Origin of the sequence: Variovorax paradoxus (assembly GCF_009755665.1) — a bacterium.
Classification (GTDB): Bacteria; Pseudomonadota; Gammaproteobacteria; order Burkholderiales; family Burkholderiaceae_C; genus Variovorax; species Variovorax paradoxus_G.
Genome location: NZ_CP046622.1, coordinates 3,708,221 through 3,732,242 on the forward strand (window position 1 = coordinate 3,708,221; position 24,022 = coordinate 3,732,242).

The following is a 24,022-nucleotide window of genomic DNA, read 5'->3' on the forward strand; positions in this document are numbered from 1 at the left end:
GCTTTTTCGTGATTATACGGCAGCGTCGGGAGTGCCTGAAACGCTGGCCGGCAGCGACTCGACACGCAGCACGCGCTGGGGGTACGGAATGTCGATGCCCGCGCTGCGCAGGCCTTCCAGAATCGCGATATTGATGGCCGAGCGAACGTTGTCCTTGCCCTTGTCCGGGTCTGCCACCCAGAAGTTCAGGATGAACTCCAGGCCGTCGGGCGCAAAGCTGGTGAGATAGGTCACCGGCGCGGGATCCGTCATGACGCGCTCCTGCGATTTCGCGGCCCCGCACAGGATCGATTGAACCTGCGCCACGTCGCTGTCGTAGCCCACCACCACACTGGTCGTGATGTTGAACTTGCGGTCCGCCATCGAGAGGTTCTCGACCCGGCTGGTGATGAGCGACTCGTTCGGCACGATGGCTTCGCGCCCGTTGCCGGCACGGATGAGCGTGTAGCGGGTCTTGATGTCGGTGATGCGGCCTTCGAAGGTGTCGACCTTGACGTTGTCGCCGATGCGGATGGAGCGCTCCAGCAGGATGACGAAGCCGCTCACGTAGTTGGCCGCGAGCTTCTGGAGGCCGAAGCCCAGGCCCACGCCCAGCGCGCCGCCCAGCACCGAGAGCGCCGTCAGGTCGACCCCCACCGCCGACAGCGCAAACAGGAGGCCCACCAGCAGCAGGATGGCGCGAATCGCGTTCGACGCCACCTTGCGCATCGAAAGGTCGGTCACAGCCTCGAGCAGGATGCGCTTTTCGATGGTGGCGGCAATCCACAGCGCAATCACCAGCACCAGCCCGGCGGACAGCGCGCCCTGGATGATGGTTTGCAGGCTGACGCGCGTCTTGCCGAACGAGAGGGTGATGTTGTCGAGCTCGGCCAGCACGGGCGGCAGCAGCCCGACGATCCAGAGAATGGCTGCAATCCAGGCCAGCCAGGAAATCGTGCGCTCCAGCAGCCGCACCAGGTTGGAGGCGGGAAAGACCGCCCTCATGACCCGCGCGAACAGGCGAATGACCAGCAGCGACAGAAAAACCGATACCGCGATGCGCAGGACCAGCACCGGCTGCAAGCCGGTCACCACGCGGCGGGCGAGTTCGGTGAAGACCAGCGCCAGCAGAGGAAACAGCACGCCGTCGAAGGTGCGCTCGCCGAACCAGATCGAATCCTTGGGCTGGTCGCGTCCGAACCAGCGGCTGGCCATCCAGGCCAGGGCCACGCAAGCCACCAGAGCCGCCAGTTCAATGCCCAGGCCGCGCGCGTCGACCTGCGCCAATCGTTGTGTGAAATCGTTGAAATTCATCTCTTGGGAAAACATGGCGCCGTGTTCGCGCCCGCGGCGTTACAGATCGGCCAGGACGCGGATGTGCGCTTCCACGCTGCGCGCCAGCGCATCGAGGTTGTAGCCGCCCTCGAGCATCGAGACGATGCGCCCGCGCGAATGGCGCTTGGCAACGTCCTGGATGCGGCTCGTGATCCACGCGAAGTCGTTCTCGGTGAGCCCGAGCTGGCCCAGGTCGTCCTCGCGGTGGGCGTCGAAGCCCGCGCTCACGAAGATCATCTCGGGCCCGAACTCTTCGAGCCGGGGCATCCAGGCGGCCTCGATGAGCTCCCGCACATCCATGCCCTTGGTATAGGCCGGAATCGGCAAGTTCAGCATGTTCGAGGCCGGATGGTCGGTGCCGCTGTACGGATAGAACGGATGCTGGAAAAAGCCGACCATCAGCACCCGCGGATCGTTCGAAAGAATGTTCTCGGTGCCGTTGCCGTGGTGCACGTCGAAATCGATCACCGCCACGCGCTCCAGGCCATGCACCTCGAGCGCGTGCCGCGCCGCAATGGCCACGTTGTTCAGAAAGCAGAAACCCATGGCCTGTTCGCGGCAGGCATGATGCCCTGGCGGCCTGACCGAGCAGAAGGCGTTGTCGACCTCGCCGGCAATCACCGCGTCGGTGGCGGCAACCGCGGCTCCGGCGGCCCTGCGCGCGGCCAGCAGCGTGTAGCGGTTCAGGATGGTGTCGGGGTCGAGCATCGCGTGGGCCGGCCCACCGGCCGGCTCGTCGGCCACCAGGCGCTGATGGAGCTCTTCGAGGTATTCGAGGTGCGCTTCGCTGTGCGCCCGCGTGATCTGGGCAAGGGTGGCCAGCGGCACGTCCCGATGTTCGAGGGCGTCGCCCACGCCGGTCAGCAACAGCCTGTCTTCGATGGCATCCAGCCGCTCGGGACATTCGGGGTGGCCCCGTCCCATGTCGTGCTTCCAGCAATCGCGATGTGTGAAGTAGCCGGTCTTGCCCATCTCTTTGCCGTGTCTCTGTCGTATCTAGACCTCACACAGCATGGGGCTGCGCGGTCTTACGGTATCGTTTGCATATGGATACAAATATGGACGTTGCTGCGAAGCTTGCCACTTTGCTGAATCAGCTTAACACGGTGATCGTCGGCAAAGAGGCGCAAGTGCGCGACTGCGTGGCCTGCCTGCTGGCGGGCGGGCACCTGCTCATCGAGGATGTGCCGGGGGTCGGCAAGACCACCCTCGCCCATGCGCTCTCGCACACCTTCGGCCTGCAGTTCTCGCGCGTGCAGTTCACGGCCGACCTGATGCCGGGTGACCTGTCGGGCGTGGCCATCTACGACCGCGGGCAGCAGGCCTTCGTGTTCCATCCCGGCCCCATCTTCGCGCAGGTGCTGCTGGCGGACGAAATCAACCGTGCCAGCCCCAAGACCCAGAGCGCCCTGCTCGAGGCCATGGAAGAAAAGCAGGTCACCATCGAAGGAGAGACGCGGCCGCTGCCCACGCCCTTCTTCGTGATTGCCACGCAGAACCCGCAGGACCAGCTCGGCACCTTCGCCTTGCCCGAATCGCAGCTCGACCGGTTTCTCATGCGCATTTCGCTGGGCTACCCCGACCGCGCGGCCGAACGCGAACTGCTTGCGGGCGCCGACCGCCGCGAGATGCTGGCCACCCTGCCCGCGCTGCTGACCGCGGGCGAACTCACTGCGTTGCAGCAGCGCGTGCAGCAGGTGCATGCCGCCGAGCCGCTGCTGAACTACGTGCAAGACCTGATTGCCGCCACGCGTTCGGGCCGGTGGTTCTTGCAAGGCCTTTCGCCGCGCGCCGGCATTGCGGTGCTGCGCGCCGCCAAGGCGCAGGCGCTGCTGGCCAACCGCAGCTACGTCGCGCCCGACGACGTTCAATCGATCCTGCCGCAGACGATTGCGCACCGCCTCACGCCCGTGGGAGACGCCGGCCGCGGCGCCGTGGAGCAGGTGCGCGCAATGATCGCGGACGTGCCGCTGCCGTAAAAATGAATTGTCTCGTTTCCCACCGATGATCGCGTCGCTACGCTCGCGCATCGACGGCTGGTTCCTGTCGCGCCGGCCGCCTTCCGACACGCTGGAGCTCACGCAGCGCAACGTCTACATCGTGCCCACGCGCGCAGGCTGGACGCTGGCCGCCACACTGCTGGTGCTGCTGATTGCGTCGATCAACTACCAGCTCAACCTGGGCTACCTGCTGACCTTCCTGCTCGCGGGCAGCGTAGCCGTGGGCATGCACGTCTGCCATGCCACGCTGCGCGGGCTGGCCATGCACCTGACGCCGCCAGATGCGCACTACGCAGGCGCCGCCGCGGTTTTTCGGGTGGTGTTGCACAACACGCGGCGCAGCGTGCGCTACGGCATCGGCATGGCGGTGCGCGGCAGCGGCCAATGGGGCTGGACGGACGTGCCGGCAGAAGGAACCTCCACCGTCGAGATCGCCTTCAAGCCCGAAAGGCGCGGGCTTCATCCCGTGCCGCCGCTCACGGCCGAAACCCGTTTTCCGCTCGGAACATTCCGTGTCTGGACGGTGTGGCGGCCAGCCGCGCAGATGCTGGTCTACCCGACGCCTGAGGCGCATCCGCCGCCGCTGCCACCCGGCGAGCCCTTCTCCGGGCCGGCGGCCACATCGGCCGCCCTGCGCTCACAGTCGGCCGGTGAATATGACGGCCTGCGGGCCTACCGCCGCGGCGACCCGCTCAAGCTGGTGGTCTGGAAAAAGGCGGCCCGGGCGCAAGCCACGGGGTCTGAAGAACTCGTGAGCCGTGACATGCAGCAGACCCAGCGCGAGGAGCTGTGGCTCGACGCGCAAGCCACCAGCCTCGTCGACCCCGAGGCCCGCGCATCGCGGCTTTGCGCATGGGTGTTGATGGCGGACCGGCTGGGCGTGGACTACGGAATCCGGATTGCCGGACGGGTGGTGCAGCCCTCGCAGGGCGAAGCGCACCGCAGGGCCTGCCTGGAGGCCTTGGCACTATGTTGAAACAAGCTGCACGTTCTGCCCGCCGGGAGCGCCGCGCATGAACAAGTTCAGGCGCGAAATCGCAGCGCTGCCAAGGGACGCCCGGGACACGCTGTTCCTGCTCTCGGTCATTGCGCTGATTGTCTTGCCGCAGGCCGAGAACCTGCCGTGGTGGTGCACCGCCATCACCGCAATGGTCCTGGTGTGGCGCGGCACGCTGGCCATCGAGGCCCGCCCCCTTCCAAGCAAATGGTGGCGCGCCGGCCTGCTGGTGCTGGCGGTAGCCGCCACTTTCGCCACCCACCGCACGCTGCTCGGCCGCGACCCGGGCGTGACGTTGGTCGTAGTCTTGCTGGCGCTCAAGACGCTGGAATTGCGCGCGCGACGAGACGCCTTCGTGCTGTTCTTCCTCGGCTTCTTCGCGATGCTGACGAACTTCTTCTACTCGCAGTCGCTGATGACGGCGTTCACCATGCTGCTCGCGCTGCTGGGCCTGTTGACCGCGCTGATCAACGCGCACATGCCGGTGGGCAAGCCGCCGCTCATGCAGGCCGCCCGCACCGCCGGTTGGATGGCCCTGCTGGGCGCGCCGATCATGCTCGCGCTGTTCCTGCTGTTCCCGCGCTTCGCGCCGCTGTGGGGTACGCCCAGCGACGCCATGGCCGGCCGCACGGGACTCTCGAACACCATGCGCGTGGGCACCATCGCCGAACTGGCGCTCGACGACAGCATTGCGGCGCGCATCAAATTCGATAACGGCCGAGCACCGCCGCAGAGCCAGATGTACTTCCGCGGCCCGGTGCTGACGCAGTTCGACGGGCGTGAATGGACTGCGCTGCCGCCGTGGGCGCGGGGCGCGCAATCGGCGGCCAACCTGCGCACCAGCGGCGCGCCGGTGCGCTACGAGATCACGCTCGAGCCCAACCATCGTCCCTGGCTGCTCACGCTCGATGCCGCGCAAAGCGCCCCCGAAGCGCCCGGCTTCGAAGTGACGGGCACGCCAGACTTGCAATGGATCGCCAACCGGCCGGTTTCCGACCTCGTGCGCTACCGCGCCGAGAGCTACACGCAGTTTCTGAGCGGCCCGACTCGACAGACCGGTGCACTTCGGTCTTACCTTGCCCTGCCGCCGGGTCTGAATCCGCGCACCGCCGCGCTCGCGGCGGAAATGCGCGCCCAGCCCGAGCTTGCCAATGCCGATACCCCGGCCTTCGTGCGCGCCGCGATGCAGCGGCTGCGCACCGGCGGCTACACCTACACGCTGGAGCCCGGCGTGTATGGCGCCAACACGGCCGACGAGTTCTGGTTCGATCGCAAGGAAGGCTTCTGCGAGCACATCGCCTCCGCGTTCGTGGTGCTGATGCGCGGGCTGGGTATTCCGGCGCGCATCGTGACCGGCTACCAGGGCGGTGAACTCAACAGCGTCGACGACTACTGGATCTTGCGCCAGAGCGATGCGCACGCGTGGACCGAGGTTTGGCAGGAAGGCATGGGCTGGGTACGCGTGGACCCCACCGCGGCCGTATCGCCGGGCCGGGTTGGCCAGTCCCAGCGGCTTGCGCCGCAGCCGGGCCTATTTGCCGGCGCCATCGGCGCGATGAGCCCCACGCTCTCGCAGAACGTGCGCGCCGCCTGGGAGGCCGTGAACAACAGCTGGAACCAATGGGTGCTCAACTACACCCAGAGCCGCCAGCTCAACCTGCTGAAGAGCATCGGCTTCGAAGCCCCCAGCCTCGAAGACCTGGCCTATGTGCTGCTGTACCTGCTGGTGGGCGCAAGCTTGGCCGGTGCGGCCTGGACGCTATGGGAGCGCAGCCAGCACGACCCGTGGCTGCGCCTGCTGGGGCAGGCACGCACGCGGCTCGCGAAAGCCGGGCTCAAGATGCCGGAAACGGCGCCACCGCGCCAGATGGCTGCCCAGGCCGAGGCGCGCTTCGGCCCCGCCGCAGGGGCGGTGCGCGACTGGCTGCTGAAGCTGGAAGCCCAGCGCTATGCCAAGGCCTCCCCTGCTTCGCTGGCGGCTCTACGCAGCGAGTTCCGCCGGCTGAACTGGCCGGCGTTGAATCCCCGGCGCTGAATACCGGCGCGGGAGCCGACCTGGGCGGGCGGCACAATCGCCCTATGCGATCTTTTCTTCCTGCGCCCTTCCGCGCCGCCTCTATCGCCCTCCTGGCCGCCTGCTGCGCGTGGTCTACGGGGGCGCAAGCCCAGAAAACGTCCGGCGCCCGCAGCGTGAAGACGGTGACCGGCAGCACGCCCTATGCCACGCGCGAGGACGCCATGCGCTTCGCCGACGAGGTAGCCGAGCGCCGCGGGCTGGACCGCGAATGGGTGCGAGCCACCATCGGCAGCGCGCGCTTCCTGCCGAATGTGCCGCGCCTGATGCTGCCCGGCCCGGTGGGTTCGGTAAAGAACTGGCAGGTCTATCGCAGCCGCTTCATCGATGCGATGCGCATCGCGGCGGGCGTGCGCTTCTGGCGCAACAACGCCGACACGCTCGCGCGGGCCGAGCAGGTGTACGGCGTGCCACCCGAAATCATCGTGGGCATCGTGGGCGTCGAGACCATCTATGGCCGCAACATGGGCAACTTTCGCGTGATCGATGCGCTGGCCACGCTGTCGTTCGACTTTCCGCAGGCGCACCCGCGCGCGGCGGAGCGCGAAGCCTTCTTCCGCGGCGAACTCGAAAGCTTTCTGAGCACCGAAAGCCGCACGTCCGAAAACCCGCTGGTGCCCGTGGGCAGCTATGCCGGTGCCATGGGCATGCCGCAGTTCATGCCGAGCAGCATCGCCAAGTACGCAGTCGACTTCGACGGCGACAACCGCATCGACCTGGTCGACAACACCGCCGATGTGATCGGCTCCGTGGCCAGCTACTTCAAGGCCTTCGGCTGGAAGCCGGGCATGCCGGCCGTCTACCCGGTGCGTTTCGAGGAAGAGCGCCTCAAGAAGCCGCTGCTCCTGGCGCCGGACATCCTGCCGACCTTCAGCATCGACAGCTTCGTGGCGGCCGGCGCGGTACCCGAAGGCGATGGCCTGCGGCACAAGGGGCTGCTGGCGCTGATCGAACTGCAGAACGGTGCCGACGCACCGCCGACCTACGTGGCCGGCACGCGCAACTTCTACGTGATCACGCGCTACAACTGGAGCAGCTACTACGCAATGTCGGTGCTCGACCTCGGCCAGGAGGTCAAGGCCGCCATGGAGCAATGACCCCATGACGCCCGAGGCGCTGCTGGCCAACTGGAACGCCGCCTGGCATGCGCTGGGCGTGGCCAGCGCCGACGAAGCGCTGTGCATCGAACTGCAGCGCCGCTACTGCGAACCGCAGCGCCGCTATCACACCATGCAGCACCTGGGCGAATGCCTCGCGTGGTTCGAGCAACAGAAAGATCTGGCCGAGCGCCCCGGCGAAGTGGCGCTTGCGCTGTGGTTTCACGACGCCATCTACGACGTGCATGCGCACGACAACGAGGCTCGCAGTGCCGATTGGGCACGAAGCGCAATGCTCGAGCAGGGAGCGCCGAAAGAAGCGGCTGAGCGCGTGCATGCACTGGTCATGGCCACCCGGCACAACGCCGTGCCCGAGGGCCGCGACGCCGAACTGCTGATCGACATCGACCTGTCGATCCTCGGCGCCGAGCGCGCGCGGTTTGACGAATACGAACGGCAGGTACATGCCGAATACGCCTTTGTGCCCGACGAAATCCGCCGGCCGCGTCGCCGCGAAATTCTGCAGCGCTTCCTGGAGCGAGAGGCGATCTACACCACGCCGCAAATGCATGCGCTGCTCGAGGCGCGAGCGCGTGCCAACCTCGCCCGGTCGATCGCGGCAGCGGCTTGACAACCCGCCCGCGGGCCGGCCCGCAGTGCTTCAGGCCGGCACCAGCCGCCACCATTCGGAACGCGGCCTTCCGCCGTTGCGCTCCTCTTCCACCACGCCGACCAGCACGCCGGCACTTCCAGCGCCTGCTCGCGAAAGCCGCAGCAGCTGCTGCGGATCGCGGCACAGTGCAAAGCTCGCGTCGCCTTGCCATTCAAGGCAACGACCGACCTCCGCCAGCATCAGTGCGGGCTGGCTCTGCATGAAGGTGAACGGCATCAGCATGCCCGCATCGAGCTGGGCCAGCGCCGCATGCGTCGCTCCCCAGGCGCCGCGCATGCTCGACACGCGCAGCCGCGCACCGGCCGGCAAAGCCGCCTCGCCCGTCTCGTCGAGGCAGCGGCGCGCGCCGTACATGGCCAGCTCGGTCCACAGGCCCACACGCCGCGGCCGGCGGCCGAGCCGGTGCGCCAGCTGGTCACGCCAATCCGCCGGCAGCGGATCGGCGGTGAAGTGCGACGCGACGCGCCATGCCTGTTCGAGATGGGTGCTCATGCCGTGCAATCCTGCAGCACCAGCGACGTATGCCCGCCGCCGAATCCCACCACGTTGAGCAGCATGTTGCGCAGCCTGGCCGGAGCCTGTGTGCTCAGTGCAATGCCGAGCTCATCTTCGACGGCATAGCCGACGGCAGGCCAGGCACCGGCTTCGATGCAGCCAAGCAGCAAGGCGAGTTCAGCCGCGCCCGAGGCACCCAGCGTGTGCCCGATCAGCGACTTGAGCGACACCAGCGGCGGCAGCGCGTCGAAGAAGACCTGCTTCAGCGCCTCAGCCTCGATCGCATCGTTGACCGGGCTGCCCGCGGCCTGCACCTTGACCAGATCGATGTCATGCACGCCAAGGCCGCTCTGCGCCAATGCTTCGTGGCACATGGCGATCACCGCGCTGGCTTCGGTACCCGAAGGATTGCGCCCGTCGACCACGTTGGAACCACCCGCAATCCGCCAGCGCCCAGGGTGCGAGCTGAGGCGCAATGCGGCCACCGCCTCACCGAGCACCAGCCCGTTGCGCCCGGCGCCGAAAGGCCGCGCGCTTGCGGGCGACAGCAGCTGCATGGCGCCGAAGCCCGCCACGGTGAAGCGGTTGCCGAGTTCGGCGCCGATCACCAGCGCCTCTTCGGCTTCGCCGCTTCGAATCAGATCGCAGCTTGCGAGCACGGCATTGATCGCCGAGGTGCAGGCCGTCGAGATGGTGAACACCGGCCCCTGCCAATCGAGCGCACCGGCCACGAGCCCGGCAAAGTCCTGGAGATCGCCACCCAGGCGCAGGTCTTGCGTTTCGTGCTCCATATGGCCGATGTCCAGGGAAGAGGACGCAACGAAGAGCGGGCATGAACGCCCCGCGCCTTCACCCGCCTGCGCCGACACGCTACGGACGATGCGTTCCAGTCGCTCGATCCAGCTGCCATCCTGCGGCGGCAGCGTGTAGACGGGCCACTGCACGCCTTCAGAGACGGCGACCATCGTGGGCGGTACGCCGCCGCGCGCAAGTGCGGCGACGGAAGATGAAAGATCGTTGCCGAGCGCGCAGGCCAAGCCCATGCCGGCAAGGTACACGCCCCCAGTCGTCATCAGACAGCCTTCGTGCTACGCACTGCGGCGCGAGCTTGCTTGGGGCGGCCCTGCGCGGCGCTCATAGGTGCACCCTTGGCGCTACGCGCCTTCCCGCCAAGCGGGAGCGAGCTTGCTTGGGGCGGCCCGGCGCGGCGCTCATGCCTTGCCCGCTTGCGCCAGGTGGCTCGCCAGGTGTGCGATGGAGGTGAGTGCGCGGCGCGTTTCCTTGCTGTCGGGCATGCGTACGCCGAAGCGCTGCTGGATCGTCATCGACACCTGCAGCGCGTCGAGCGAGTCGAGGTCGAGCCGGGCTTCGGGGCCGAACAGCGGCTCGTCGTCGCCAAGGCCGCCCGGAGGCGCCTCTTTTTCAACAGCTTCGAGCACCATGGCCTTCAGGCTGGCGATGAATTCGGCGGATACGGAGTCGGTCACGATGCAGGCCTGCGAAACAAGAAGACGGCGAGCAGGAACATGGCGGCCGCAAACAGCACGAGCCGGCCGATCTGCGGCAGGGTGTCGGCCACGCCGCCACCGCGCAGCAGCACGGTGAGCAAAGCTTCCAGCCCCCAGTTCATCGGAGAGATTTCGACCAGCCGCTGCATGAAGCCCGGCATGACGAACTTCGGCACCATGATGCCGCCGGCAGCAGCCATGAGTACGTTGACCATCGGGCCGATGGTCGCGGCCTGCGCATGGCTGCGCACGGCACAGGCCAGCGCGAGCGACAGGCTCACCGCGGCCAGGCTCACGGCCGCCAGCGCAACCACCAACGCACCCCAATCGATACCCGCAAGCGAAAGCGCATCGCCGCCGATCAGGGGCATCAGCCAGATGCCGGCAGCAAGCATCAACACGGCCTGCAGCGCGTTGACGCCGAGGTAAGGCAAGGCTTTGGACATCAGCAACATGAAGCGCGACACACCCAGGCTGCGCAGCCGGCCCAGCGCGCCCGAGCTGCGCTCCTGCACGAACAGGCTGGAGAGCGACGCCACCACGAAGAACATGCCGAATACCAGCCATGCCGGCACGTTCTGCTGCACCGACGTGGGTCGCGGCCCGGCGGTGGAATAGCGCTCGGCATTCACCAGCGCCTGGATCGAAGCGCCGGGCGGCGGGCCGGAGGTGCCGGGCACCGCAAGCGCCAGCCGGGCCTTCAGTTCGCCGGAGGCGCCGACGAGTTCGGCACGCAGGGCATTGAACAGGTTCGCGTCGATGCCCGGCTCCGTCAGCAAACGGACGTGCGCCTTGGTCGAGAGCGCGGCTGATTCGAGCTCGGCCGAGAGGCCCGGCTCCAGCACGATGACGTACTTGAGCGCGCCGCTGCGCAGCCGTGCCTCCCAGTCGGCACCGAGCGCTTCAGGCGCACCGTGGCTGCGCTGCCAGATCTGCTGCAGCCATTGCGCCGGCGTTTCGGTGTCGCGCATGTCCACGGCATAGCTGAGCTCGGCGAGCGGTGGGCGGTAGATGTCCTTGAGCGTGAGCGACATCAGCACGATGAAGACCATCGGCATGAGGAACAATGCGGCCAGCCCGTGCATGTCGCGCACGAGGGCCAGCAGTTCCTTCTTGATGAGTGCGAAGAGCATGGCGTGTTCAGTCGCGCAACGAGCGGTGGGTGAGCGCCATGAAGAGCTGCTCCAGGTCGTGGCGGCCGAATTCCGCGTGGCGCACTTCGATGCCTTCGGCTTCCAGCGCCGCCAGCACAGGGCCGGGACCGGTGCCTTCGTGCAGGTGCACGCGCCAATGCACACCGCCCGGCTCCACAGTGCCAAAGCGCGAGAGCATGGCCTCGTCGAGGCCATCGGCTGCCAGTGTCAGCAGCATTGCACTCTTCGACAGCAGCTCTTCAAGCGAGCCTTCGCGCAGCACGTGGCCACGGTCAAGAATGGCCACGCGGTCGGCGATGGCCTCGATTTCTTCCATGTAGTGCGAGGCATAGATCACGGCGGCGCCCTGCTGCGCGAGGCTCTTGATCGCGTCGAGGATGAACGCACGCGATTGCGGATCGACGCCCACGGTTGGCTCGTCGAAGAGCATCAGCTCAGGTTCGGGCAACAGCGCAATCGCAAGGTTCAATCGGCGTTTCAGGCCACCCGAGAGCCGCTCGGCCCGCACGCCCGCAAACTGTTCAAGCTGCGAAAAGCGGGTGCAGGCTTCGATGCGCGTCTTCTTGCGCTCGCCAGAGAGCCCCCCGGCCGCGGCAAAGCACGCAAGGTTCTCGGCCACGGTGAGCATGGGGTAGAAGGCCTGGTCCTGCGGAGCGACCGCAATGCGGGTGGGCGCCTTGGCTCGCACCTGCTGCAGTGGCTGGCCGTCGATATGGATCTCGCCTGACTGCACTGCGAGCGCACCCGACAGGTGGGAGATCAGCGTGGTCTTGCCTGCGCCGTTAGGACCGAGCAAGCCCATCACGGAGCCTCTGGGGACGGCGAGCGAGACGTCAGCCAACGCGGCCGCATCGGCGTGCGGATAACGGTAGCTGAGGTTCTTCAGTTCGAGCATGTAGCGGTTGCTCTTTGGGCGCGCTGTTGTTCGGGGCGCCGCTGGTTCAGGGCGGGTGCAAAGGCCACCGGGTACTCCCCTCCGCGAATGTCCCCCGCCCTTCGGGCTCCTCCTTTATTTCGCTGCGCGGAGCACCCGATGCCCTGTGCACTTGGGCACGCTCGTGGTGTACCGCTGATCAACGACTGCTCTGTGCAACGCACCCGCTGGCGGGGTGCCTTGCGCAGCGAAATAAAGGAGGAGGCCGCAGGCCGGGGGACATTCGCGGAGAAAGGCACCCCGTCGGCGGGTGCGCGCCCCGAGCAACGCATTTCAAACACAACGCGGCGAACAGAAAACCAATGCGTCATCTCAAGCAACAGCAGCCTTCAGATCGCGAAAGAAGGTTTCTTCCTGCTGAGCCTGTTCACGCAGACGATCGGCCAGCGCGGCAGGATCGACCGGCTCGCGCCCCTTCACCATGCGCGCCGCCTTGAGCGCGAACGCGCGCCAGCCGTCGCCGATGGCGATGAGCCGTTCGGACATCTGCTGCAGCTGCGGCTTGTCGAGCAGTACCGCCGCCTCCTGCAGAAAGCCGGCATAGATGAATCGGAACCCTGCCCCGCCGGTCCCGATTTCTTCCTGCATGCGCACCACATGGCCGATGAAGTCGACACTGCGCGGATCGCCGGACGGGAGCTTCTGCATGCGGCTGGCCAGCGTGCGCATGCCGCGCACGCCGACGATCGGAATGGGCGCCAGCATGTTGCGCACGGTCTTGCGGATCGCCTTTGTGACCGATGCAGCGTCGACTGCCTTGCGCTCGATGGCCTGCGGGTAGTACATGAGGCCCTTGGGCGCGAGCACGCCCTTGGCGAAGCGCGCGCGCGACAGGTCTGCACTGGCGCAGCGCACCGGCTCTTCGAACACGGGGTCGCTGATCAGGTAGTCGTCGCCCTCCTTGCCGTACACCAGCAGGTTGTGCGCGTTGAAGTGAAAGCGCATGTTGGGCGGAAAGTACGGCAGCCAGTAGACCGAGGTCTGCAAACCCACGAGCTGCCCGTCGGCCAGCAAGGCGTCGAGGCGCTGTGCGCCGGCTTCGGGGCTGCGAAAGGTCTCGAAGCGAAAGCGCGCGGCCATCGGGGCCAGCAGGCCCTTGATGATGGCCTTGGGCGGCATGCGGTACGAGATGAGCGGCAGGCCCGACAGCTTGATGAACGGCAGGTAGGCGAACGACAGCGCCGACGAAAGGCCGAGCGCCATGCTCTCGGTCATGGGCACGCCGTGGTGGCGCATCAGGTTCGAGATCACGCCGCTTTCGCAGTGTGCCGCTTGTTGGTGTTCGAATTTCACGGCAGGCCTTGCAAGGTGGAAATGGGCAGGCCCAGCGCCTCCGAGTAGCGCGCCAGGTGCTTCTCGGGCAGCGCCGCAAAATGCTTCGGCTTCAAGTGGCGGCGCACGCGCCATTGCCAGAAGCCGCTGGTTTGCGAGAGCAGCGCCACGTCCATGCGGCGCTCGTACATCCAGTATTCGAGCGGCGATGCGAGCCCCTGGGCCACACGCTCCCTGGCGGCCTGCGCCTGCTCGACCAGCACGTCGACCGCGTGGCTGGTGACGATTTCTTCCGCCTCCCATCCGCGCGACCGGGTGGTGACGACGCGGCCCTGCGCGTCGCGCGCGTACATGAGCTTGGCGTGGCCATCCAAGGTGGCATTGCCTTCTTGCGGAACGGCGTCGAGGTCCATGGTTAGATGGCTTCCAGGTAGATGAAGCCGCTGGAGAAGCGGCCGCTTTCGGGCACGAACATCAGCAGCTTGTGGCCGGGCTTGATGCGGCCCGAACGGAACAGCTCGTCGAGCATGATGTAGGGCGATGCCGAGCCGGTGTTGCCCTTGGTCGCAAGATTGCTGAACCAGCGTTCGCGCGGAATGGCAAAACCCATGGCTTCCAGGCATTGGCTCACGGGTTCGATGAAATAGCCCGACGAGAGGTGCGGCAGGAACCAGTCGACATCGGCAGCCCTCAGGCCCCGCTTCTCAATGATGGCTACCAGCGGCTCGCCCAGTGTGGCGCGAACGATGTTCTCGTTGAGCAGGCGCACGTCCTGCTTCACGGCAAAGGTCGACTCGCGCTGCCAGTCTTCAGGCGCGGTGCGCGCCCAGCCGTCCAGGCCGCCTTCGGTGTTCTTGTCGGCGCCCGCATACATGCACACCGGCAGTTCGTGCGCGGCGGAAGACAGGTCGATCCACTCCACGCGCAGCGACAACGGGCCGCGCGGCTCGCGCTCGAGCAGCACGGCGCCGGCGCCGTCGGAGAGCATCCAGCGCAGAAAATCTTTTTCGAAAGCGATCTCGGGCCGCTCCTCGAGCGCCTGCAGCTTGTGCTCCAGCTCGGCCTCGAAGCGGGAGCCGCGCATCACTGCAGAGGCCAATTCGGAGCCCGTGGCAACCGCACGGCGGGCGTCGCCTGAACGCACCGAGAGCCAGGCGTGCTTGAGCGCCGTGGTGCCCGCCAGGCAGATGCCCGCGCAAGCCACCACTTCGAGCCGCGGCCAGCCGAGCTCGCCGTGCACCATGACCGCGTGGTTGGGCATCAGCTGGTCGGGCAGCGACGTGCCGGTAACCAGGCAGTCGACCGGGCCGATGTCGCTGCCCAGCGCCCGGATGGCCGAAGCGGTGAGCTGCGCGTTGCTCATGGCGAGCTGGCCAGTGGCCCGGTCGATCGCGTAATGGCGCGACTGGATGCCGTTGCTGCGAAGAATCAGCCGCCGCGCTCGCGAAGCCTTGCCGCCGATGCGACCGAGAACGTCTTCGATGTCTTCATTGCTGACCGGGGAAAAGGGCAGAAAGGCGGCAGTGCGGGTCAGAAAGACATCAGTCGTCATAGCGGGGAGAACGGTCCGTGGCCGAGCCCGACGGGCGCTCGAAATGAGCCGTCATTTTAGTCAGCCACCCCTTGAACAACGGCCTCAGCAGCGCCTGGAGCGTCAAGCTCACAGGCACGACCGTGACAATGAGCACGAGGAGGAAGGCCACGTACAGCAACAGCAGCGGCTTGCGCTGCCACGCGCCCGGCCGCCCCGCGGCCATGATCAGCTTGCCCCAGAGAAAAAAGCTGCGGGTGCCGGCTTTTTCGCTGATCAGGAGCTTTGCATCGGCCCGCACGGCCCCCAGCCCCGAGAGCAGCGGCTGCGTTCCGCGTTCGAGATCGCTGTGAAGCGCCCCCTGCAGCGCACGGCCAAAACGGCCGGCACCGCGAATCTGCCCTTGGCTGAGACCGGCGTCGGGCATGCCCCAAAAGCCGCGCTTGCGGCCCCAGATCAGCCAGGCCGGCGTGGTGAAGAAGGTGGCAAGCGTCGGCCCGGGGTCGGTCAGCACCACGTTGTCGATCAGACGCGCACCCACGGCGTCGAGCAGGCCCTTGAGCTTTTCATGCGCCAGCAGCCACATGTTGCGGCAGGCGATCACAGTGACAACAGGCTTGCCCCGCAGCAGCTGCGCTGCCAGCGGATGCTTCAGGAAGGCGACGATCGGCTGCGACGGCGCCAGGAACCAGACCTGGTACGGGAGGATGACAAGGTCGAAGTCCTCGTCGCCCCTGAGCGAGAGCGGCGCCAGCGGCGGCGGCTTCAGGTGCGCCGACTCGGGAAAGGCGTCGAAGAAGGTCAGGAACGGCCAGGGAAACGGAAAATCCGCCAGCGGGCGCAGCGTTTCGACATGCACGGAGATCCCTGGATCGGCCTTGAGAGGCGCGACGATCTGCTCGGCGACGCTGCCGAGCTGGCCGGTCTGCGAATAGTGAATCACCAGGACACGTTTGTGGCGCGCGGCGGGGCTGGAAATGCTTGAGGTCACTTGCTGGGGCGAAACGAGGGCCGTCGAATGTAAGCCAACCGTACGCCTGGCGCATCTGCCATTGGTCATGCCGTCGCGCCGGCCCCACGAATGGACGAAAAAAAAGCCGCGCCAATTGGCGCGGCTTTTTTGCGAACGCTGAAGGATCAGCGCACCTTGCCTTCCTTCCAGGCGGTGAGCAGCTTGTTGTACTCGATGGTTTCACCCTTCGGCTTCTCGTTGGCCAGCTTCTTCCAGGGGGCGTGCTGGTCGCTCAGCCACTTGGCCGGGTCGCCCTTCGGGTTGAGCTTGGGCGCGCACTTGTCCATGCCTGCGCGCTCCAGGCGGGCCATCACGTCGTCCATCTCGTCGGCCAGCGTGTCCATTGCCTTCTGCGGCGTCTTCTCGCCGGTCACGGCCTCGGCCACGTTCTTCCACCAGAGCTGGGCCAGCTTCGGATAGTCGGGCACGTTGGTACCGGTCGGCGACCATGCCACGCGGGCCGGGCTGCGGTAGAACTCGACCAGGCCGCCCAGCTTGGGCGCCATGTCGGTCATTGCCTGCGACTTGATGTCCGATTCGCGGATCGGCGTCAGTCCCACCACGGTCTTCTTGAGCGACACCGTCTTGGAGGTGACGAACTGCGCGTACAGCCAGGCTGCCGCGGTCTTGTTCTCGTCATGGCCCTTGAAGAACGACCACGAACCCACGTCCTGGTAGCCGTTCTGCATGCCCTGCTTCCAGTAGGGGCCGTTCGGTCCCGGGGCCATGCGCCACTTGGGCGTGCCGTCGGCGTTGACCACCGGCAGGCCCGGCTTGACCATATCCGCCGTGAAGGCCGTGTACCAGAAGATCTGCTGCGCGATCTGGCCCTGGGCGGGCACGGGGCCGGCTTCGCCGAAGGTCATGCCCGTGGCTTCGCGCGGCGCGTACTTCTTCATCCAGTCCACATACTTGGTGAGCGCATACACGGCCGCCGGCGAGTTGGTGGCGCCGCCGCGCGACACGGCCGCGCCTACCGGCGTGCACTTGTCGTCGGCCACGCGAATGCCCCACTCGTCGATCGGCAGGCCGTTGGGAATGCCGATGTCGGCGGTGCCAGCCATCGAGAGCCACGCATCGGTGAAGCGCCAGCCCAGCGACGGGTCCTTCTTGCCGTAGTCCATGTGGCCGTAGATCGGCTTGCCGTCGATGTTCTTCACATCCACGCTGAAGAACTCGGCGATGTCCTCGTAGGCGCTCCAGTTGAGCGGCACGCCCAGGTCGTAGCCGTACTTGGCCTTGAATTTTTCCTTCAGGTCGGGGCGGTCGAACAGGTCGGCGCGGAACCAGTACAGGTTGGCAAACTGCTGGTCGGGCAGCTGGTAGAGCTTGCCGTCCGGAGCGGTGGTGAACTTGGTGCCGATGAAGTCGGCAACGTCGAGGCCGGGGTTGGTGAACTCCTTGCCGGGGCCTGCCATGTAGTCGGTCAGGTTCATCATCTTGCCGTAGCGGTAGTGGGTACCGATCAGGTCCGAGTCCGAAATCCAACCGTCGTAGATCGACTTGCCCGACTGCATGGAGGTCTGCAGCTTCTCGACCACGTCGCCTTCCTGGATCAGGTCGTGCTTCACCTTGATGCCGGTGATTTCCTCGAAGGCGCGGGCCAGCGTCTTCGATTCGTATTCATGCGTGGTGATGGTTTCGGAGACCACGGAGATCTCGTTCACCCCCTTGGCCTTGAGCTTCGCCGCGGCGTCGACGAACCATTTCAGTTCTTCCGCCTGCTGCGTCTTGCTGAGAGTCGACGGCTGGAATTCGCTGTCGATCCACTTGGCCGCCGCATCGGGCGCCGCCGGTGCCGCTGCCGGAGTGGCCGCGGCGGGCGCCGCTGCCGGAGCCGGTGCCGGGGTACTTGCCGGAGCCTGGGCTGCAGGCTCGTCCTTCTTTCCGCAGGCCGACAGTGCCAGCACCATAGCGGCCGCGAGCGCGGTGTAGCGCAACTTCATGGTTTATCTCCTCGTTCCTTCGCTTCCCCGTGTGCGGCTGTATTCACCTCGGCCCCGGGGAAGCACCGGGCCGAATTGCCGGAGTACGCGAGCTAGCCCTTGCGCATGATCAGCGCGAGCACCAGCATCGAAAACACAAAGCCGATCCAGATCGAAGGCTCGGCCTGCAGCGTCATTGCGGATTTCGCCCATTCCGCAAGGCCGATGTAAATCAGGTTGATATAGGCCGCCGAGAGCAGCCCGATGAACAAACGGTCGCCGCGCGTGGTCTCGATCGGCAGCCAGCCGCGCCGCAGCGTGGTGGGCGACTTGATCTCCCACACCGTCATGCCGACCAGCATGAGAGCGATGCAGATGAAGAACACGGCCACCGGAGTGGTCCAGGACATCCAGGCAAACATTTCAGACTCTCCCCATCGCAAAGCCCTTGGCGATGTAGTGCCGCACGAACCAGATCACGATCGCGCCCGGCACGATGGTGAGCACGCCGGCGGCCGCAAGCGTAGCCCAGTCCATGCCCGAGGCGCTCACCGTGCGCGTCATGGTCGCGACGATCGGCTTGGCGTTGACGCTGGTGAGCGTGCGCGCCAGCAGCAACTCGACCCAGCTGAACATGAAGCAGAAGAAAGCCGCCACGCCCACGCCGGCCTTGATCAGCGGCAGGAAAATGCGGACGAAGAACTTCGGAAAGCTGTAGCCGTCGATGTAGGCGGTTTCGTCGATCTCGCGCGGAATGCCGCTCATGAAGCCTTCGAGAATCCACACCGCGAGCGGCACGTTGAACAGCAGGTGCGCGAGCGCCACGCCCAGGTGCGTGTCCATCAGGCCCACGGTGCTGTAGAGCTGAAAGAACGGCAGCAGGAACACCGCGGGCGGCGTCATGCGGTTGGTCAACAGCCAGAAGAACACATGCTTGTCGCCCAGGAACGAGTAGCGCGAGAACGCATAGGCCGCCGGCAGCGCCACGGTGAGCGAGATCACCGTGTTGATGCCCACGTAGATCAGGCTGTTGATGTAGCCCGAGTACCACGACGCGTCGGTGAAGATGCGCGTGTAGTTGGCCCAGGTGAACTGCTGCGGAAAAAACGAAAAGCTCGAAAGGATTTCGCCGTTCGTCTTGAAGCTCATGTTGACCATCCAGTAGATGGGCAACAGCGCAAAAAGAATATAGAGCAGCAGGAAGATGCTGCGCTTGCGGAATCTGCGCTCGTTCATTGCTCCACCTCCGCCTTCTGGGTACCGACGCGCTGCATCCAGTTGTAGAGGATGAAGCACAGCAGCAGGATGATCAGGAAATAAATCAGCGAGAAAGCCGCCGCCGGGCCCAGGTCGAACTGGCCGACCGCCTTCTGCGTGAGGTACTGGCTCAGGAAGGTGGTCGCGTTGCCCGGCCCGCCGCCCGTCAGCACGAACGGTTCGGTGTAGATCATGAAGCTGTCCATGAACCGCAGCAGCACCGCGATCATCAGCACACCGCGCATCTTGGGCAGCTGTATGTAGCGGAACACCGCGAACTTGCTGGCTCCATCGATGCGCGCGGCTTGGTAGTACGCATCGGGAATCGAGCGCAGGCCTGCAAAGCACAGCAGCGCCACCAGCGGCGTCCAGTGCCACACGTCCATCATCAGCACGGTAAGCCATGCATCGGTCGCGTCGCCGGTGTAGCTGTAATTGATGCCCATCTTCTGCAGCGCATGGCCCAAGAGCCCGATGTCGGCGCGGCCGTAGATCTGCCAGATGGTTCCGACCACGTTCCACGGAATGAGCAGCGAGAGCGCCACCACCACCAGCACCGCCGACGACTTCCATCCGGTAGCAGGCATCGAGAGCGCGAGCGCAATGCCCAGCGGAATCTCGACCGCGAGCACCGACAGCGAGAAGCCGAGCTGGCGCCAGAGGGCAGCGTGGAGTTCGCCGTCGCGCATGACGGCGGCAAACCACTCGGTGCCGACGAAAACGCGGCGCTCGGGCGAGATGATGTCCTGCACCGAATAGTTGACCACCGTCATCAGTGGCACGATGGCCGAGAAAGCGACGCAGATCAGCACCGGCAGCACCAGCCACCAGGCCTTCTGGTTGATGGGTTTGTTCACGGCGTCCATGGGGCTTCCATCTTCGGTAAGGGGTTGGCGCGGCCTTGTTGCGATGCATTCTTCATGCAACCAGCTCCTCGTCGCGGTAATAGCAGGTGTGGGTGTCCAGCACGCGCAGCCACACGGTCTCGCCTACGGCGGGCAGCGGCGCATCGGCATGCAGGCGAGCCTTGAGCGCGGTGCCGCCGGCGTCGGCGCTCAGCATGGCATGGGTGCCCACGTCCTGCACCTGCGTGACGGTGGCGGGCACGGCGCCCTGCGCGCGCGCTTCGACCACGCGCAGGTATTCGGGCCGGATGCCCAGCTTGATCGAGCCCTCGGGCAACTGGCGCGTCGGCACCAGCGGCGTGCCTGCCACTTCGAGCGCGCCGTTGGCATTTTTCGCCGACAGGAAATTCATGCCGGGCGAGCCGATGAAGTGGCCGACGAAGGTGTGGGCCGGCCGCTCGAACAATGCCTCGGCGCTGCCCACCTGCACGGCCTTGCCGCGCGTCATGACCACCACCTCTTCGGCAAAGGTGAGCGCCTCGACCTGGTCGTGCGTCACGTAGATGAGCGTGAGCTTGAGCTCGCGGTGAATCTGCTTGAGCTTGCGCCGCAGCTGCCACTTCAGGTGCGGGTCGATCACCGTCAGGGGTTCATCGAACAACACGGCCGAAACGTCGCTGCGCACCAGCCCGCGGCCGAGCGAGATCTTCTGCTTGGCATCGGCCGCGAGACCCGCCGCGCGCTGGTTGAGCTGGCCGCTCATGTCGAGCATTTCGGCAATCTCGCCCACGCGCTTCTTGATCTGGTCTTCAGGCACCTTGCGGTTGCGCAGCGGGAATGCGAGGTTCTCGGCCACCGTCATGGTGTCGTAGATCACCGGAAACTGGAACACCTGCGCAATGTTGCGTTCCTGCGGCGTGGCGCGCGTCATGTCGCGGCCGTCGAACTTCACGGTGCCCTGCGAAGGCACCAAGAGGCCCGAGATGATGTTCAGCATGGTGGTTTTGCCGCAGCCCGAGGGGCCGAGCAAGGCATAGGCGCCGCCGTCGCGAAAGCTCATCTGCAGCGGCAGCAGCGCGTAGTCGCTGTCCTGCGTGGGATTGGGGCGGTAGGCGTGGGCCAGGTCCAGGTCGATGCGGGCCATGTCAGTTTCCTTTGCGCCATGCCGGCGCGAGCGCCAGCTTTTCGCCGGCATCGAACACATAGGCTTGCGAGGGGCTGAAGTACAGCGTGATCGAGGCGCCCAATTCGAAGCGGTGCACGCCGGTGAGCTGCGCCACCAGTTCGCCGACCGCGGTATGGACGTGAACGAAGGTGTCGGAGCCGGAAATCTCGGCCAGCTCCACCTTGCCGGGCAGGCCGATGTCGCCCTCCCCCGCCCCCACATTGAGCGCGCTTGCGCGCAGGCCGACAGTGACCGCGCCCGACACGTTTTCAGGCACGGCGAGCGCCAGCGCGGGGCCACCCGCGAGCTGCACGCGGCCCGCCGATGCAGTGCCGGGCAGCAGGTTCATCGGCGGATCGCTGAAGGCGCGCGCCACGCGCAGCGACTGCGGCGCATGGAACACCTCGGCCGTGGGGCCGTACTGCAGCAGCTCGCCGGCGTCCATCACGGCCGTGTAGCCGCCGAGCAGGAGCGCCTCGCCGGGCTCGGTGGTTGCATAGATCACGGTGGAGTCCCCGCTTGCGAACAGCTGCGTCAGCTCTTCGCGCAGGCCTTCGCGCAGCTTGTAGTCGAGGTTGACCAGCGGCTCGTCCAGCAGCATGAGCGGCGCGTTCTTGGCGAGCGCGCGCGCCAGCGCCACGCGCTGCTGCTGCCCGCCCGAAAGCTCGGCCGGATAGCGGTCGAGGAACATGCCGATGTGCAGCTTGTCCGCCAGCTCGCGCACCCGGGTGTCGACGTTCTTCTCCCCGCGCAGCTTGAGCGGCGAGGCGATGTTGTCGGCCACCTTGAGCGACGGATAGTTGATGAACTGCTGGTACACCATGGCCACGTTGCGTTCGCGCACCGGCATGCCGGTCACGTCCTTGCCGTCGACCAGGACCTTGCCGGTGGTCGGCGTGTCGAGCCCCGCCATGAGCCGCATCAGGCTGGTCTTGCCGGCCTGCGTGGCACCCAGCAGCACGGTGACCGCGCCGCTTCGCGGGGCGATGTTCTGCTCGTAGAGCCATGTTTGCGCGCCGACCTTCTTGGTGACGCGCTCCAGAGTCAATTGCATCAGCGCTCCCGGTTGATCGTGTTGCTGTTGTTCTTTGCATGCGCCTGCAGCCAGGCGGCCACCTGCGCGCGTTCTTCGGCCGTGTAGCGCAGGCCGAGCTTCGACCTGCGCCAAAGCACGTCGTCCGCGCTCATGGCCCATTCGCTTTCCTGCAGAAACCGCAGTTCGCGCTCATGAAGCCCCGGCGCCACGGCCTCGCCCAGATCGGCCATGGACTGCGCATCGCCAAGCAGTTCGGCCACGCGCGCACCATAGGCGCGTGCGAGGCGCCGCGCAAGCTTGGCATCGAGCCATGGGTAGCGGGCCTGCACAGCGGCCACGAAGCGTTCGAAGTCGTCGTTCGGGCGCTTCGGTGCGCCGATCCACCCGGAGAGATCGCCGCCCGCAAGAAAGGCGCCGTCGGTCCAGGCCGGGCGTTGTGCGTTCGGCTGCCCGAGCATCTTGCCGACTTCGTCGGCCGCGTCTTCGGCCAGCTTGCGAAAGGTGGTGATCTTGCCGCCCCACACCGACAGCAGCGGCGCCGCGGTGGTGTTGGACTCGAGCATGTAGTCGCGCGTCACGGCCGACGGGTCTCCCGAGGCATCGTCGAGCAGCGGGCGCACTCCTGAGTAGGTCCAGACCACATCGGCCGGCACGATCGGCTTTTCGAAATACCGGCTGGCCTGGGTGCAGAGATAGGAAATCTCTTCGTCGGCAATGCGCGCCGCGCCGGGATCGTCGGCGTTCAGTTCGATGTCGGTGGTGCCGATCAGCGTGAACTCGTCCTGGTACGGAATCGCGAAGATGATGCGCTTGTCAGGGTTTTGGAAGATGTAGGCATGGTCGTGCTCGAACAGGCGCCGCACCACGATGTGGCTGCCCTTGACCAGCCGCAGGTGCCGGGTGGCCAGCGCCTCGCCCTTGGCCGACTGCGCCACGCCGCGCAGGAAAGATTCCGCCCACGGCCCCGCCGCATTGACCACGGCACGGGCACGCACCACGCGGATGCCGCCATCCGCGGCTTCGAGCGTGGCCGTCCAGCCTTCCGCGTCGCGCTGCGCATGGACGCAGCGGGTGCGCGTGAGCACCTCGGCGCCGCGCGCCCGGGCGTCGACCGCGTTGAGCACCACCAGCCGCGCGTCGTCGACCCAGCCATCCGAATAGACGAAGCCGCGCTTGAACTGCGGCTTGAGCGGTGCGCCGGCCGCATGGCTGCGCAGGTCGATGCTGCGCGAGCCCGGCAGCACTTCGCGCTTGGCAAGGTGGTCGTACATGAAAAGGCCGATGCGGATCATCCAGCCCGGCCGCATCGACGGGTCGTGCGGCATGACGAAGCGCAGCGGCCACATGATGTGCGGCGCGCTCTTGAGCAGCACTTCGCGCTCCTGCAGCGCCTTGCGCACGAGCGAGAACTCGTAATACTCCAGGTAGCGCAACCCACCGTGGATGAGCTTGGTCGACGAGGAAGACGTGTGCGAGGCGAGATCGTCCTTTTCGCACAGCACCACGCGCCAGCCCCGGCCGGCCAGGTCGCGCGCAATGCCGCACCCGTTGATGCCGCCGCCGACGATCAGCACATCGCAATCGGTTGCCGGCAGAGGCGAATTGGAGGAGAAATCGCTCACAGAAGATGGGCCCGTTGGTTCGTGACTTAAATCACTGGAGGGCGCCATTGTATTTTCGCGTCTTTTCATTTGGATTCCTTTTGACGCGATTTTCCCCCGAGTTTTCCCTTA

General features: G+C 66.3%; 23 protein-coding genes. 5 read left to right on the forward strand and 18 right to left on the reverse strand.

The features are described 5' to 3' along the window. Positions 1–12: 12 nt before the first annotated feature. Both GOQ09_RS17250 and GOQ09_RS17255 read right to left on the reverse strand, forming a co-directional pair. The gene (locus tag GOQ09_RS17250) at positions 13–1,293 is read right to left on the reverse strand and encodes a mechanosensitive ion channel family protein (protein ID WP_157614629.1); all 1,281 of its coding nucleotides are present in this window, start codon (positions 1,291–1,293) and stop codon (positions 13–15) included. Between the two features lie 39 nt (positions 1,294–1,332). Further along, a complete protein-coding gene (locus GOQ09_RS17255) occupies positions 1,333–2,286 on the reverse strand; it encodes a histone deacetylase family protein (protein ID WP_157614630.1) in 954 nt (317 codons plus the stop codon). Between the two features lie 86 nt (positions 2,287–2,372). Between GOQ09_RS17255 and GOQ09_RS17260 the strand changes: the two genes are divergently transcribed. From GOQ09_RS17260 to GOQ09_RS17280, 5 genes are read left to right on the forward strand one after another with little or no spacing between them, the layout of a single operon-like run. Beyond that, on the forward strand, positions 2,373–3,293 hold the full coding sequence (locus GOQ09_RS17260) for an AAA family ATPase (protein WP_157614631.1): 921 nt from the start codon (positions 2,373–2,375) through the stop codon (positions 3,291–3,293). Between the two features lie 25 nt (positions 3,294–3,318). After that, positions 3,319–4,290 (forward strand): DUF58 domain-containing protein, encoded by a 972-nt coding sequence (locus GOQ09_RS17265; RefSeq protein ID WP_157614632.1) that lies wholly within the window; start codon positions 3,319–3,321, stop codon positions 4,288–4,290. 37 nt (positions 4,291–4,327) lie between these two features. Then, complete coding sequence (locus GOQ09_RS17270) at positions 4,328–6,346, forward strand: transglutaminaseTgpA domain-containing protein (RefSeq protein ID WP_157614633.1); 2,019 nt, start codon at positions 4,328–4,330, stop codon at positions 6,344–6,346. 44 nt (positions 6,347–6,390) lie between these two features. Beyond that, a complete protein-coding gene (mltB, locus tag GOQ09_RS17275) occupies positions 6,391–7,482 on the forward strand; it encodes a lytic murein transglycosylase B (RefSeq protein WP_157614634.1) in 1,092 nt (363 codons plus the stop codon). Positions 7,483–7,486: 4 nt separating this feature from the next. Beyond that, positions 7,487–8,113 (forward strand): HD domain-containing protein, encoded by a 627-nt coding sequence (locus GOQ09_RS17280; RefSeq protein WP_157614635.1) that lies wholly within the window; start codon positions 7,487–7,489, stop codon positions 8,111–8,113. A 30-nt stretch (positions 8,114–8,143) separates the two neighbouring features. Here the strand turns inward: GOQ09_RS17280 and GOQ09_RS17285 are convergent, their stop codons facing one another. The 16 genes from GOQ09_RS17285 to glpD all read right to left on the reverse strand — a co-directional run bounded on the left by GOQ09_RS17285 (position 8,144) and on the right by glpD (position 23,980). Next, a complete protein-coding gene (locus GOQ09_RS17285) occupies positions 8,144–8,647 on the reverse strand; it encodes a hypothetical protein (protein WP_157614636.1) in 504 nt (167 codons plus the stop codon). Next, positions 8,644–9,723 carry a beta-ketoacyl synthase N-terminal-like domain-containing protein gene (locus GOQ09_RS17290; RefSeq protein ID WP_157614637.1) on the reverse strand — a complete coding sequence of 360 codons (1,080 nt, stop codon included), beginning with the start codon at positions 9,721–9,723 and terminating at the stop codon, positions 8,644–8,646. Before GOQ09_RS17290 ends, GOQ09_RS17285 begins: the two co-directional genes overlap by 4 nt. 138 nt (positions 9,724–9,861) lie before the next feature. Next, a complete protein-coding gene (locus tag GOQ09_RS17295) occupies positions 9,862–10,092 on the reverse strand; it encodes an acyl carrier protein (protein ID WP_157616750.1) in 231 nt (76 codons plus the stop codon). Between the two features lie 41 nt (positions 10,093–10,133). Beyond that, positions 10,134–11,291 (reverse strand): ABC transporter permease, encoded by a 1,158-nt coding sequence (locus tag GOQ09_RS17300; RefSeq protein ID WP_157614638.1) that lies wholly within the window; start codon positions 11,289–11,291, stop codon positions 10,134–10,136. 7 nt (positions 11,292–11,298) lie between these two features. Then, the gene (locus tag GOQ09_RS17305) at positions 11,299–12,207 is read right to left on the reverse strand and encodes an ABC transporter ATP-binding protein (protein ID WP_157614639.1); all 909 of its coding nucleotides are present in this window, start codon (positions 12,205–12,207) and stop codon (positions 11,299–11,301) included. Between the two features lie 351 nt (positions 12,208–12,558). Next, positions 12,559–13,539: a BtrH N-terminal domain-containing protein gene (locus GOQ09_RS17310; protein WP_157614640.1), complete on the reverse strand. Its 981-nt coding sequence runs from the start codon at positions 13,537–13,539 to the stop codon at positions 12,559–12,561. Further along, complete coding sequence (locus tag GOQ09_RS17315; protein ID WP_157614641.1) at positions 13,536–13,931, reverse strand: hypothetical protein; 396 nt, start codon at positions 13,929–13,931, stop codon at positions 13,536–13,538. The genes GOQ09_RS17310 and GOQ09_RS17315 overlap by 4 nt, the downstream gene beginning before the upstream one ends. 2 nt (positions 13,932–13,933) lie before the next feature. After that, on the reverse strand, positions 13,934–15,070 hold the full coding sequence (locus GOQ09_RS17320; RefSeq protein ID WP_157614642.1) for a beta-ketoacyl-ACP synthase III: 1,137 nt from the start codon (positions 15,068–15,070) through the stop codon (positions 13,934–13,936). Then, entirely contained in the window at positions 15,060–16,040 is a 981-nt protein-coding gene (locus GOQ09_RS17325) for a dialkylrecorsinol condensing enzyme (protein WP_157614643.1), read from the reverse strand. The genes GOQ09_RS17320 and GOQ09_RS17325 overlap by 11 nt, the downstream gene beginning before the upstream one ends. 146 nt (positions 16,041–16,186) lie before the next feature. After that, positions 16,187–18,007 (reverse strand): ABC transporter substrate-binding protein, encoded by a 1,821-nt coding sequence (locus tag GOQ09_RS17330; RefSeq protein WP_165442096.1) that lies wholly within the window; start codon positions 18,005–18,007, stop codon positions 16,187–16,189. 92 nt (positions 18,008–18,099) lie between these two features. Further along, entirely contained in the window at positions 18,100–18,408 is a 309-nt protein-coding gene (locus GOQ09_RS17335) for a DUF2160 domain-containing protein (RefSeq protein WP_126749024.1), read from the reverse strand. A 1-nt stretch (position 18,409) separates the two neighbouring features. Continuing rightward, positions 18,410–19,222, reverse strand: coding sequence for a carbohydrate ABC transporter permease (locus GOQ09_RS17340; protein ID WP_157614644.1), 813 nt, complete (start codon positions 19,220–19,222; stop codon positions 18,410–18,412). Then, the gene (locus GOQ09_RS17345; protein WP_157614645.1) at positions 19,219–20,109 is read right to left on the reverse strand and encodes a carbohydrate ABC transporter permease; all 891 of its coding nucleotides are present in this window, start codon (positions 20,107–20,109) and stop codon (positions 19,219–19,221) included. The genes GOQ09_RS17340 and GOQ09_RS17345 overlap by 4 nt, the downstream gene beginning before the upstream one ends. Before the next feature lie 52 nt (positions 20,110–20,161). Then, positions 20,162–21,232 carry an ABC transporter ATP-binding protein gene (locus tag GOQ09_RS17350; protein ID WP_157614646.1) on the reverse strand — a complete coding sequence of 357 codons (1,071 nt, stop codon included), beginning with the start codon at positions 21,230–21,232 and terminating at the stop codon, positions 20,162–20,164. Position 21,233: 1 nt separating this feature from the next. Then, entirely contained in the window at positions 21,234–22,307 is a 1,074-nt protein-coding gene (locus tag GOQ09_RS17355; protein ID WP_157614647.1) for an ABC transporter ATP-binding protein, read from the reverse strand. Continuing rightward, positions 22,307–23,980 carry a glycerol-3-phosphate dehydrogenase gene (gene glpD / locus GOQ09_RS17360; protein ID WP_157614648.1) on the reverse strand — a complete coding sequence of 558 codons (1,674 nt, stop codon included), beginning with the start codon at positions 23,978–23,980 and terminating at the stop codon, positions 22,307–22,309. The genes GOQ09_RS17355 and glpD overlap by 1 nt, the downstream gene beginning before the upstream one ends. Positions 23,981–24,022: the final 42 nt, after the last annotated feature.